Source organism: Curtobacterium sp. MCLR17_040 (genome assembly GCF_003234735.1).
Lineage (GTDB): Bacteria > Actinomycetota > Actinomycetes > Actinomycetales > Microbacteriaceae > Curtobacterium > Curtobacterium flaccumfaciens.
Genome location: NZ_QKTE01000011.1, coordinates 37,089 through 49,625, shown reverse-complemented (window position 1 = coordinate 49,625; position 12,537 = coordinate 37,089). Strand labels below are relative to the sequence as shown.

The following is a 12,537-nucleotide window of genomic DNA, read 5'->3' as shown; positions in this document are numbered from 1 at the left end:
CACCGAGGAGGACCCATGGCACGGCAGCCCACGGCGACGCCGGGCAACGCCGCGCGCGTCCTCCGGCTCGTCCACGAGGACGGCCCCGTCACCCGTGCCGAGCTCACCCGGCGCACCGGCCTGAACCGCTCGACGATCCTCGCGCTCGTCGGGGAACTCGTCGACGCCGGGCTCGTGCACGAGGAGACGCCGGCCGCGGGGACCCCCGGTGCCGGTGTCGGACGGCCGAGCGGGGTCGTCCGGGCGTCCGCCGACGTCCTCGCCGCCGCGGTCACGGTCGAGATCGACGCCGTCGGGGTCGCCCTCGTCGGCCTCGACGGCACCGTCCGCGACCGGCTGGTCGAGCCGCAGACCACCGTGCCGACCGCGGCGCAGGCCATCGACGCCGTCGCCCGGGTCCTCGCAGCACTCCTCGCCCGCACCGGACCGGCGGCCCGGATCGTCGGGGTCGGCGTCGCCGTGCCCGGCATCGTCCGGGTCGAGGACGGCACCGTGCGCGACGCCCCGCACCTCGGATGGCGTGACGAACCCCTCGCCGCACCGCTCGCGGAACGCCTGGGGCTGCCGGTCCGGGCCGCGAACGACGCCAACCTCGGTGCCTGGGCGGAACGGCTGTACGGCAGCGCCCGCGGCGTCGACGACCTCGTGTACCTGAACGGCGGCGCGAGCGGCATCGGCGGCGGGATCGTCAGCGCCGGCCGACCCTTCAGCGGCGCCGACGGGTACGCGGGCGAGCTCGGGCACACCTTCGTCGCGGCGAACGGGATCCGCTGCCACTGCGGTGCGGTCGGCTGCCTGGAGACCGAGGCCTCACGCTCCGCCCTCACCGCCGTCACCGGGACCCCGCCGGACGACCTCGATGCGCTCGCCGCGGCGCTCGCCGAGGGCCGCCCCGAGGTCGAGCGGGTCGTCGACCGACAGGTCACCGCACTCGCGACCGCACTGCGGAACGCCATCCACACCGTCGACCCCGAGGTCGTCGTGCTCGGCGGGTTCCTCGGTGCGCTGCTCGGACACGTCGGCGACCGGGTCGAGACCGACGTCCGGGCGCAGACGATGGCCGCCATGACCGATCGGCTCCGGATCGTCCCGGCGGCACTCGGCCGCGACGTCCTGGTCCGTGGCGCCGCCGAGATCGGCTTCGCGGAGCTGCTGCGCGACGCCACGATGCCGGCCACACCGGCACCAGCGACAGCGACCACGCCCGCGGCGTCCGCCGCCCCCTCCACCACCCACACGTCCGGCCGCGACGACGCGACCGAGGAAGCGAGAACCGCATGACCTCCACCCAGCGCACCAGCGTCCTGCTCGGCACCCAGGACCTCACCGTCGAGGACCGCCTCGTCCCCGCCGTCGACCCCGGCGACGTGCTCGTCCGGGTCGCCGCCGTGGGTGTCTGCGGCTCCGACGTGCACTACTACCGCCACGGCCGCATCGGCGACTTCGTCGTCGAGGAGCCCCTCGTCCTCGGGCACGAGCTCTCCGGCACGATCGAGGCCGTCGGCGCGGGCGTCGACCCGTCCCGCGTGGGGGAGCGCGTGGCCATCGAGCCGCAGCGCCCCTGCCACCGCTGCGCGCAGTGCCTGGCCGGCCGCTACAACCTCTGCCCGCACATGCGCTTCTACGCGACGCCGCCGGTCGACGGGGCCTTCACCGAGTTCGTCACCATCGAGGCCGAGTTCGCGCACGTCCTGCCCGACGCCGTCTCGTTCGAGGCCGGCGCGCTCCTGGAGCCCCTGTCCGTCGGCATCGCCGCCGTCCGCAAGGCGGGCATCGTGCCCGGTTCGTCGGTGCTCATCGCCGGCGCCGGTCCGATCGGCATCATCTGCGCCCAGGTCGCGAAGGCCTTCGGTGCGTCGCGCATCGTCGTCAGCGACCTGGTGCCGGAGCGTCGTGCGCGGGCCCTGGAGTACGGCGCCACCGAGGTCGTCGACCCCACCGCCGTGTCCGTCGCCTCCGACATCGTCCCCGTCGACGCGTTCATCGACGCCAGCGGTGCACCCCGAGCGGTGTCGGACGGCATCAAGGCGGTCGGTCCGGCGGGTGCCGCGGTGCTGGTCGGGCTCGGCAACTCCGAGATGACACTGCCGGTCGAGCACATCCAGAACCTCGAGGTCACGGTCACCGGGATCTTCCGGTACACGAACACGTGGCCGGTCGCCATCGAGCTGGTCGCATCCGGGCAGGTCGACCTCGACTCGCTCGTCACCGGTCGCTTCGGGCTCGACGACGTCCGCGAAGCCCTCGAGAGCGACGCCGACCCGGAGTCGCTCAAGTCCGTCGTCTACCCCGGCGGCGTCCCCGCCTGAGCGGGCACGGTGCGGGCTTCGCCGGCCCGGGCCGCGTTGCGCGCCTGGTGCGGCGTTGCAGCCGGGCACGGTGCGTGGAAGCGCGCACCGGGTGGCGACGCACGCACGGTGCGGACTGGGGGCGCGGGGCCGGGCTGCCCCGCGCCTCCCGTCCGGCACGGTGCGCGGCCTGTCGGACGGTGCGGTGTCGGCCGCCTGGTGCGGCGTTGCAGCCGGGCACGGTGCGCGGAAGCTCGCACCGGGTGAGGACGCACGCACGGTGCGGGCGGGAGGCGCGGGGCCGGGCCGCCCCGCGCCTCCCGTCCGGCACGGTGCGCGGTCTGTCGGACGGTGCGGTGTTGGCCGCATGGTGCGGCGTTGCCGCCGGGCACGGTGCGTGGAAGCGCGCACCGGGTGACGACGCACGCACGGTGCGGACGGGAGGCGCGGGGCCAGGCCGCCCCGCGCCTCCCGTCCCGCACGGTGCGCGGCCTGTCGGATGGTGCGGTGTCGGCCGCCTGGTGCGGCGTTGCAGCCGGGCACGGTGCGTGGAAGCTCGCACGGGTTGGCGATGCACGCACGGTGCGGACGGGAGGCGCGGGGCCAGGCCGCCCCGTGCCTCCCGTCCCGCACGGTGCGCGGTCTGTCAGACGGTGCGGCTTTCGCCGGCCCGGGCCGCGTTGCGCGCGTGGTGCGGCGTTGCAGCCGGGCACGGTGCGTGGAAGCTCGCACCGGGTGACGACGCACGCACGGCGCGGACGGGAGGCGCGGGGCCAGGCCGCCCCGCGCCTCCCGTCCGGCACGTGACACGGAACGGGGCCACCGCCGCGTCACCGGGACGCGCTACGGTTCGCGCATGACCGCTTCACCGGCCGCCGTCGTGCCGCAGCGCACCGACCGGCGCGCGCTCGTCTCCTGGGCGCTCTGGGACTGGGGTTCCGCCGCGTTCAACGCGGTCGTCACCACCTTCGTGTTCAGCACGTACCTGGCCAGCCGGGCGTTCGTGGACCCGGCGCTCGTCGGCGACACGTCCGCGGCCGGCAAGGCGATCGTGGAGCCCGAGCTCGCGCACAACGCGGCCGTCGTGTCCACCGCTCTGACCATCGCGGGGATCGTCGTGGCCCTGGTGGCACCGGCCATGGGGCGGCTCGCGGACTCGTCCGGACACCGCCGCCGGTCGGTCCTCATCGCCACCATCGGCGTCGCGCTGTCGATCGGGGGCATGGTCTTCGTCGCGCCGAGCCAGCCGTACCTGCTGCTCGGAGCTGCACTGCTCGGCATCGGCACCGTCGCCTACGAGATCGCGAGCGTCGGCTACAACGCCATGATCGGGCAGGTCGCCTCCGGGGAACGCACCGGCCGCGTCTCCGCCATCGGGTGGGCGGCCGGGTACTTCGGCGGGATCGTGCTGCTCGTCCTGCTGCTCGTGCTCTGCATCCAGGACTTCCGGGGCGACGGGGTCGTCGGCGGGCTCCTGCAGTTGCCGGCGACGGTCGCCACCGGGCAGTGGGACGTCCGCGTCGCGATCGGCATCGCCGCCGTCTGGCTGGCCGTCAGTTCGATCCCGCTGTTCCTCACCGTGCCCGAGGCGGTGCCCGACCGCACCCGCGGCGGCGGCGTGTTCAGTGCCTACGCGGACCTCGGCCGCGACATCGCGCGGCTGTGGCGCGAGCGCCGCAACGTCCTCGCGTTCCTGCTCGCCAGCGCGGTGTTCCGCGACGGTGTCGGGGCCGTCTTCACGTTCGGCGGGATCGTCGCCGCGCAGGTGTTCGGGTTCACGCCGTCGCAGGTCATCCTGTTCGCCATCGCCGCGAACGTCGTTGCCGGCATCGCGACGTTCGTCTCCGGACGCCTCGACGACCGGTTCGGGTCGCGTGCGCTCATCATGGTCTCGCTCGTCGGCCTCGCCGTGTGCGGGGTCGGGGTCTTCGCCGCCGGCAACGAGACGCAGTGGTTCTGGGTGCTCGGGCTGACCCTCGCCGTGTTCGTCGGCCCGGTGCAGTCATCGTCCCGCGCCTACCTGGCGCGGCTGGCGACCCCCGGCCGCGAGGGCGAGCTCTTCGGCCTCTACGCCACCACCGGCCGGGCCGCGTCGTTCCTCGCGCCGGCGCTGTTCGGCGTGGCGGTGACCGTCGGTGGGTCGACCCGGTTCGGGATCCTCGGCGTGGTCGTCGTGCTCATCGCCGGGCTGGTGCTGATGGCGTTCGTCAAGCGGGAACCGCAGGGCGCACGGGCCTGATCCTCGGCGTGCGGGGTCTGCCAGAGCTCCCCGTCAGGCGGCCTGGAGGCGCGGTTCCCGTCCGTCCACAGGCTGCGGTTGTGCGCACGGTTCCGCACAGGACCGTGGTCGCGTCGGGCGACCCGGGTCGCGGTGCGCCAGGATGGGTGCATGACCGACCAGCGCATCGCCGTCGTCGTCCTCGCCGCCGGGCAGGGCACGCGCATGAAGTCGTCCACGCCCAAGGTGCTGCACCGGCTCGCCGGACTGCCGCTCATCGGGCACGTCCTGCGCACCGCGTCGTCGCTCAGCCCCGAGCACGTCGCCGTCGTCGTGCGGCACGAGCGGGACCTCGTCGCGGCCGAGGTCGTCGAGCGTGCCCCCGACGCGATCGTCGTCGACCAGGACGACGTCCCCGGCACCGGCCGTGCGGTCGAGGTGGCGGTCGAAGCACTGCCCGCCGACTTCGACGGCGCCGTCGTGGTGCTGTCCGGCGACGTCCCGCTGCTCGACGCCGCATCGCTCCGGCTCCTCGTCGACGCCCACGTCGGCGGCGGCAACGGCGCGACCTTCGTGAGCGCCATCGCCCCGGACCCGACCGGCCTCGGACGGATCGTGCGCGACGCGTCCGGCGCCTTCGTCAGCGTCGTCGAGCACAAGGACGCGACCGCCGAGCAGCTGACCATCACCGAGGCGAACGCGGGCATCTACGCGTTCGACGTGGCACGACTCCGCGCCGCCCTGCCGTCGCTCACCACGGCGAACGCCCAGGGCGAGAAGTACATCACCGACGCTCCGGCGCTGATCAGCGAGCGCGGCGGGCGCATCGACGTGGTCACCCTGACCGACCCGTGGCTCGTCGCCGGCATCAACGACCGTGCCCAGCTCTCCGACGCCGCGCGGGAACTCAACGCCCGCATCGTCCGCCGCCACCAGCTCGCCGGCGTCACCGTGCAGGACCCCGCGTCCACCTGGATCGACCTCGACGTCACCATCGAGCCCGACGCCGAAGTCCTGCCCGGCACCCAGCTCATCGGTGCCACCGCGATCGCCGCCGGTGCCGTCGTCGGACCGGACACCACGCTCCGCGACACCGAGGTCGGGGCCCGCGCCACCGTGAACCGCGTCGACGCCACCCTCGCCGTGATCGGGGACGGCGCCTCGGTCGGCCCGTTCGCCTACCTGCGGCCGGGCACGATCCTCGGTGACGACGGCAAGATCGGCACCTTCGTCGAGACGAAGAACGCCCGGATCGGCCGGGGCAGCAAGGTCCCGCACCTGTCCTACATCGGCGACGCCGAGGTGGGCGAGGACTCGAACATCGGCGCGAACACCATCACCGCGAACTACGACGGCGTGCACAAGCACCGCACCGAGGTCGGCTCGAACGTCCGTACAGGCTCGCACAACGTGTTCGTCGCCCCCGTTAGGATTGGTGACGGTGCGTACACCGGTGCCGGGACCACCGTCCGCAAGGACGTTCCGGCAGGATCGCTCGCGATCAGCTACGCCCCACAGCGCAACACCGACGGATGGGTCGAGGAACACCGACCCGGCACACCGGCGGCCGAGGCTGCTCGGCTCGCGAACGGCGAATAGATCCCGGCGACCACCCGTCGCCGACATCGACCCCTCGTGGGTCAGGGAGTGAGCACCGCACTTGTCCGGAATCAAGACAACCGGCCAGAAACGACTCGTCCTCGTCTCGGGGCGAGCACACCCGGCGCTCTCTGCCGAGATCGCGGAGGAGCTCGGGGTCGACCTCGTGCCGACCGATGCCCGGACCTTCGCGAACGGTGAGCTCTACGCCCGCTTCGACGAGTCGGTCCGTGGCTGCGACGCCTTCGTCATCCAGTCGCACACCGCGCCGATCAACGAGTGGCTCATGGAGCAGCTCATCATGGTCGACGCGCTGAAGCGTGCCTCGGCGAAGCGCATCACGGTCGTGGCGCCGTTCTACCCGTACGCCCGTCAGGACAAGAAGGGCCGCGGCCGCGAGCCCATCTCGGCCCGCCTCGTCGCCGACCTGTTCAAGGCCGCCGGCGCACACCGCATCATGAGCGTCGACCTGCACGCCGCGCAGATCCAGGGCTTCTTCGACGGCCCCGTCGACCACCTGTTCGCCATGCCGGTGCTGCTCGAGCGCTTCCGCCAGATCCTCGACCCGAAGACGCTCACCGTCGTGTCGCCCGACATGGGCCGCGTCCGTGTCGCCGACATCTGGTCCGAGAAGCTCGGCGCCCCGCTCGCCATCATCCACAAGCGCCGCGACCCGCTCGTGCCGAACCAGGTCTCGGTGCACGAGATCGTCGGAGACGTCAGCGGCCGCGTGTGCCTGCTCGTCGACGACCTCATCGACACCGGCCGCACGATCGCCAAGGCCGCCGAGGCGCTCAAGAACGCCGGCGCCACGGGAGTCGTCGTCGCCGCGACCCACGCCGTGTTCTCCGACCCGGCCACCGAGCTGCTGCAGAGCGAGTTCATCGACCGCGTGGTCGTGACGGACACCCTGCCCCTGCCGATGGACAAGCGCTGGGACCGCCTCGAGGTCCTGCCGATCGCCCCGCTCATCGCCCGTGCCATCCACGAGGTCTTCGACGACGGTTCCGTGACGTCGATGTTCGACGGCGCCGCTTGACACATCCCGCGCGTGACGCCCTCGCGGCCCGGCTCCGGGCCGCGGGGAGCGTCTTCGCCGAGGACGAAGCCGACCTGTTGCTCGAGGCCGGTGACGGTGAGCCGGTGCGACTCCGGAGCCTCGTGCAGCGTCGGCTGGCCGGTGAGCCGCTCGAGTACGTGCTCGGCTGGGCTGCCTTCGACGGGCATCGCATCCGGGTGACCCCCGGGGTCTTCGTGCCGCGAGCCCGCACCACCGTCGTCGTCGAGCAGGCTGCGCGTCGGCTGCAGCGCTACGACCGCGTGGTCGACCTGTGCTGCGGTGCCGGCGCGATCTCGGTCGCCCTGTTCGGCCGCGTCGGCGCGCTCGACCTCGTCGCCACCGACATCGACCCGGACGCCGTCGACGTCGCAGCCGAGAACATCGGCGACCGCGGCATCGTCGTCGCCGGAGACCTGTTCGCGCCGCTGCCCGATCGGTTCCGCGGGGCCGTGACGGTCATCGCGGTGAACGCCCCCTACGTGCCGACGGACTCGATCGAACTCATGCCGAGCGAGGCCCGCGAGCACGAACACCGCGTCGCCCTCGACGGAGGTGCGGACGGCCTCGACCTGCACCGCCGGATCGCAGCGGGTGCGGGGGAGTGGCTCCGTCCCGGTGGTGCCGTCGTCATCGAGGTGTCCGAGGCCCAGGCCGAGGCATCCGCCGCTGCGTTCACGGCCGCCGGCTTCTCCGCCGTGGTCGAGCGGGACGCCGAGGTCGACGGCACCTGCGTCGTCGCGACCCTGCCCGCCTGACCAGTTCTGCCCGCCTGACCCTGGTCTGCCTGGCCGTGGCGCCGAGCGGTCACGACATGCCGCTCAGGTTCGCCGAGGCGGCACGAAGTGTCGCCTGCGCGCCCGCGAACCGACAGTTTCTGCACCCTCGGCGCGACGCACGTGGCGTGTCGCGCGACCGGGGCGAGGGGCGGGGCGGGCCGGCACCGGGCCTCCAGGCCGTCGGGTGACCGGAGCGCGCCGCCGCCGAGCGGTCACGACATGCCGCTCAGGTTCGCCGAGGCGGCACGAAGTGTCGCCTGCGCGCCCGCGAACCGACACTTTCTGCACCCCCGGCGCGACGCACGTGGCGTGTCGCGCGGCCAGGGCGAGGGGCGGGGCGGGCTGTCACCGGGCCTCCAGGCCGTCTGGTGACCGGAGCGCGTCGCCGCCGAGCGGTCACGACATGCCGCTCAGGTCCACCGAGGCGGCACGAAGTGTCGCCTGCGCGCCCGCGAACCGACGCTTTCTGCCACATCGACGGCAGTCAGCGGGCGTGTCGCAGACCGCTCCCGGGCAGTCAGCGCGCGTCGACCGTCACCGTGTGCCAGCCCGTCGCACCGTTCGGCGCCGGCGGCCGGTCCACGCTCGTCTGCACCTCGCCGTCCGCACTGGTCGCGCGCACCTCGATGCGGTGCGAGCCGGCGGTCGGCGTCCACCGCACCACCCACTGCCGCCAGGTGTCCGCGGAGACCGAGTCGGCGAGTTCGGCGCGCTGCCAGTCGCCGCCTCCGACGCGGACCTCGACGGCCTTCACGCCCTTGTGCGGCTGCCACGCGACCCCCGCGATCGCCACTGGCTTGCCCGCGCTCACGGTCGACCCGTTCCGCGGGGTGTCGATGCGGGACTCGAGCTTGACCGGGCCACGCTCCGACCAGCCACGCGGGGTCCAGTAGCCCTGCGCGTCGGCGAACCGGGTGACCTCGAGTTCGGTGACCCACTTCGTCGCCGAGACGTACCCGAACAGGCCCGGCACGACCATCCGCACCGGGAACCCGTGCTCGGTCGGCAGGGGCTCGCCGTTCATCCCGACCGCGAGCAGCGCCGCGGTGCCGTCGTCCTGCAGCACGTCGAGCGGGGTGCCGGCGGAGAATCCGTCGATGCTCCGTGAGAGCACCATGTCGGCATCGCCCGTCGGACGTGCCCGGGCGAGGAGCTCCCGGATGGGGTAGCCCAGCCAGCGGGCCGTGCCGATGAGGTCACCGCCGACCTCGTTCGACACGCAGCTCAGGGTGGCCACGTGCTCCTCGAGGGGCAGCGCGAGCAGTTCGTCCCACGTCAGCGTGATCTCGTTCTCGACCGCGCCGTGGATGCGGAGCGACCAGTCGGCGGGGTCGACCTGCGGTACCCGCAGGGCCGTGTCGATCCGGTAGAAGTCGGCGTTCGACGTGATGTACGGGGTGATGCCGTCGACGTCGAGCGACGCACCCGCGGGGACCGCCGGTGCAGGGGTCGCCGCGGCGGGCAGCCGGATGGCCCGCCTGGCAGCAGCGGCCGCCTGCATCGCGGACGACCCCAGCCGGGAGGCGGTGCCCACCACGACCGCGACGGTCGCCGTCGCGACGCCCCAGACCAGGAACGTCCGGCGCTCCGTCGACGCGGGTCGCGGTGCCGCCGTCGGCACGGTCGCCGCGGCCTCCCACCGGCGCAGCCGCTGGAGCAGCAGGCGCAGGACGACCACCGCTGCCGCGATGCCGAGGACCGTCGGGGCGCCGTCGAGGGTCCCGCTGCCCGAGCGGGTGCTGACGGCAAGCAGCGCCAGCACACCACCGGCGGCGAACACGAGGGCACCGAAGGGCGGTCGTGCACGTTCGAGGACACCGGCACCGGCGCTGATCGCGATGACGATCACCGTCATGAGCACGAACAGGGCGACCTTGTCCCCGGTGCCGAACACGGCGACCATGAAGTCCTTCGCACCCGGGGGAGCGAGGTCGATGACGGCGGATCCGACGGCGACCAGGGGGCTGCCCGCTCCGCCGAGCAGCAGCGCGCCGAACTCGGCGACACCGAGGAACGCGGCGGCGGCCACGACGCCGACGATCGCGGCGATCAGCGTCCAACGTCGGGTCGAAGGGGCATCGGGCCCGCCCGGGCCGTCCGACGGACCCGCCGTCGGTCGACCGATCGGTTCGTCCGTCGTCTCGGTGGTCACCGCCCGAGCGTAGGTCGCCCGGCCGCTCGTGGGCTGTGTGTGCGCGCTTCCCCGCGCGTTCATCGGGTTCGGCCAGCAGGTGGCGCGCGGCTCGTGGGAGGATCGGACCGTGCTGCAGCGTCCGGATGGTGTCCCGCGGTCCGGTCGTGCCCGCGGTGCACGGCGGACACCGATGTCTCCAGCACGTCGACTCGCCACCCTGCGCTGGGTCATCGTCGCCGTCTGGCTGGTCCTCCTGATCACCCGGATCATCGTTGTCTCGACGGCGCCGGGCGTCGACCTCTCCTGGTACGGCATCGTCGAGTTCGGCGCGATCGCGCTCGGCGTCGTGGTCATCGTGGTCGCCGTCGTGCGGACCGCGACGGCACGGCGGCGGCAGGCGGACGAGGCCCTCGCGCTCGCCATCCGGCGGATCGACCCGACGGTGTGGCTCGTCCCGGCGGCGCCGACACCGGAACTCCGTGGCATCGTCGATGAAGTCCGTCCGGACACCCACCTCGGTTCGCGCGTGACCTGGGCCTTCGGCGCCACCGAGGCCTCCCTGTGGGAACTCGACGAACGGCGGGCGACCCGGCTGCTCGTGATCCGGTGGAGTCGTGTCGTGCACGTCGGACTGGAAGACGTGGCGGACGGCGTCGACGGCTCGGACGGCTCGGGGCGAGACGGTGGCTCCGAGCGCCCTGGCCGTTCCGCTGGCGCTCGCCGCGCGTGTGCGGTGGCGATCCACCACGTGCGACCGGACGACACCCCCGCGGTGGCGACGTTCTTCGTGCGGACCGCCCCCGGTTCGCGTCGGCTGCTCGGGCGCGGTCCACGGCTTGACCGGCTCGTCGCCGACCTGGCACGGGAACGCATCGTCGCCTGACGCAACGGAGGGCCCCGTGGTCAGCGAGGCCCTCCTTGCAGAACCCGCACCGACCTCCGTGGTCGGCAGCGGGTGCTGTCGTCAGTGCGTGGACGGCTCCTGCTCGACCTCGCGGCGGTCGTCGTCGGACCACAGCGTGTGGAAGGTGCCGTCCTTGTCGATGCGCTGGTAGGTGTGTGCGCCGAAGAAGTCGCGCTGGCCCTGGATCAGCGACGCGGGCAGACGGTCGGACGCGAGCGAGTCGAAGTACGACAGCGCGGACGAGAAGCCCGGCGCGGGGACGCCTGACGCAGCCGCGATGCCGACGATGCGGCGCCAGGCGGCTTCGCCCTCGGCCACCGCGTTCGCGAAGTACGGGTCGACCAGCAGCGACTCGAGCTTCGGGTTCTCGGCGTACGCCTCGACGATGCGGTTCAGGAACTGGGCACGGATGATGCAGCCGCCCCGCCAGATCTTCGCGACGTTGCCGAGGTCGATGTCCCAGCCGTACTCCTTCGCCCCGGCGATGATGAGGTCGAAGCCCTGCGCATAGGCGACGACCTTCGAGGCGTACAGCGCCGCACGCACGTCGTCGGCGAAGGTGTCCGGCACCTCGGCGATCTGCGGACGGTTCTTGACCGACTGCTGCACGGCGGCACGCTGCGTCGGCTTCGACGACACCGCGCGGGCGAACACGGCTTCGCCGATGCCCGAGACGGGGATGCCCAGGCCCACGGCGTTCTGCACGGTCCAGACGCCGGTGCCCTTCGAGCCGGCCGCGTCACGGATGACGTCGACGAGCGGCTTGCCGGTGTCGGCGTCGCGCTGCTTGAGGACCTCACCGGTGATCTCGATCAGGTAGGACTCGAGGTCGCCCTTGTTCCACTCGTCGAAGACCTGCACCAGGTCCTCCACCGAGAGCCCGCCGACGCGACGGAGCAGGTCGTACGACTCGGCGATGAGCTGCATGTCGGCGTACTCGATGCCGTTGTGCACCATCTTGACGAAGTGCCCGGCGCCGTCGGTGCCGATGTGGGTCACGCACGGTTCACCTTCGGCGACCGCGGCGATCGACTTCAGGATCGGCCCGAGCGTCTCCCAGGCCTCCTTCGAGCCACCGGGCATGATCGACGGGCCCTTGAGGGCGCCCTCTTCGCCGCCGGAGATGCCGGTGCCGACGAAGTTCAGGCCCTTCTCGCGCAGGTCGTGCTCACGTCGGATGGTGTCGTGGAAGTTCGCGTTGCCGCCGTCGACGATGATGTCGCCCGGTTCGAAGCGTTCGGCGAGCTGTCCGATCACGGCGTCGGTGCCCTTGCCGGCCTGCACCATGATGATGGCGGTCCGGGGCTTCGACAGCGAGGCGACGAACCCGTCGATGTCCTCGGACGCGATGAACCCGGCGTCGCCGTGCTCCTGGAGCAGCTCCTCGGTGCGGGCGTACGTGCGGTTGTAGACCGCCACCGTGTTGCCTTCGCGCGATGCGAGGTTGCGGGCGAGGTTCGAGCCCATCACTGCGAGTCCGACGACTCCGATGTTCGCCTGACCGTTGTTGTCTGCCACGAGGGCCTCCTTTGTCCTGACGTTGGCGCCCAACCTACGA

9 protein-coding genes are annotated in these 12,537 nt (G+C 72.9%); 7 read left to right on the top strand and 2 right to left on the bottom strand.

Translation table 11 applies throughout. The features are described from left to right. Nucleotides 1-15: 15 nt before the first annotated feature. The 6 genes from DEJ01_RS11110 (at nt 16) to DEJ01_RS11085 (ending at nt 7,920) form a co-directional block, all read left to right on the top strand. The gene (locus tag DEJ01_RS11110) at nt 16-1,281 is read left to right on the top strand and encodes an ROK family transcriptional regulator (protein WP_111093005.1); all 1,266 of its coding nucleotides are present in this window, start codon (nt 16-18) and stop codon (nt 1,279-1,281) included. Beyond that, the gene (locus tag DEJ01_RS11105; protein WP_111093004.1) at nt 1,278-2,309 is read left to right on the top strand and encodes an NAD(P)-dependent alcohol dehydrogenase; all 1,032 of its coding nucleotides are present in this window, start codon (nt 1,278-1,280) and stop codon (nt 2,307-2,309) included. Before DEJ01_RS11110 ends, DEJ01_RS11105 begins: the two co-directional genes overlap by 4 nt. Nucleotides 2,310-3,144: 835 nt before the next feature. After that, complete coding sequence (locus tag DEJ01_RS11100) at nt 3,145-4,527, top strand: MFS transporter (protein WP_111093003.1); 1,383 nt, start codon at nt 3,145-3,147, stop codon at nt 4,525-4,527. 150 nt (nt 4,528-4,677) lie between these two features. Further along, nucleotides 4,678-6,105, top strand: a complete 1,428-nt coding sequence (gene glmU / locus DEJ01_RS11095; protein WP_071405222.1) for a bifunctional UDP-N-acetylglucosamine diphosphorylase/glucosamine-1-phosphate N-acetyltransferase GlmU — start codon at nt 4,678-4,680, stop codon at nt 6,103-6,105. Nucleotides 6,106-6,166: 61 nt separating this feature from the next. Then, the gene (locus DEJ01_RS11090; protein ID WP_027464468.1) at nt 6,167-7,144 is read left to right on the top strand and encodes a ribose-phosphate diphosphokinase; all 978 of its coding nucleotides are present in this window, start codon (nt 6,167-6,169) and stop codon (nt 7,142-7,144) included. Further along, complete coding sequence (locus DEJ01_RS11085) at nt 7,141-7,920, top strand: putative protein N(5)-glutamine methyltransferase (protein WP_111093002.1); 780 nt, start codon at nt 7,141-7,143, stop codon at nt 7,918-7,920. Before DEJ01_RS11090 ends, DEJ01_RS11085 begins: the two co-directional genes overlap by 4 nt. 538 nt (nt 7,921-8,458) lie before the next feature. Here DEJ01_RS11085 and DEJ01_RS11080 read toward each other — a convergent pair. Beyond that, on the bottom strand, nt 8,459-10,093 hold the full coding sequence (locus DEJ01_RS11080) for a molybdopterin-dependent oxidoreductase (RefSeq protein WP_111093001.1): 1,635 nt from the start codon (nt 10,091-10,093) through the stop codon (nt 8,459-8,461). Nucleotides 10,094-10,265: 172 nt separating this feature from the next. Here DEJ01_RS11080 and DEJ01_RS11075 point away from each other — a divergent pair, with 172 nt between their 5' ends. Then, on the top strand, nt 10,266-10,958 hold the full coding sequence (locus tag DEJ01_RS11075) for a hypothetical protein (protein WP_146247597.1): 693 nt from the start codon (nt 10,266-10,268) through the stop codon (nt 10,956-10,958). A gap of 81 nt (nt 10,959-11,039) precedes the next feature. Here DEJ01_RS11075 and gndA read toward each other — a convergent pair whose 3' ends face one another. Beyond that, nucleotides 11,040-12,497, bottom strand: coding sequence for an NADP-dependent phosphogluconate dehydrogenase (gndA, locus tag DEJ01_RS11070; protein ID WP_027464472.1), 1,458 nt, complete (start codon nt 12,495-12,497; stop codon nt 11,040-11,042). Between the last annotated feature and the right edge of the window lie 40 nt (nt 12,498-12,537).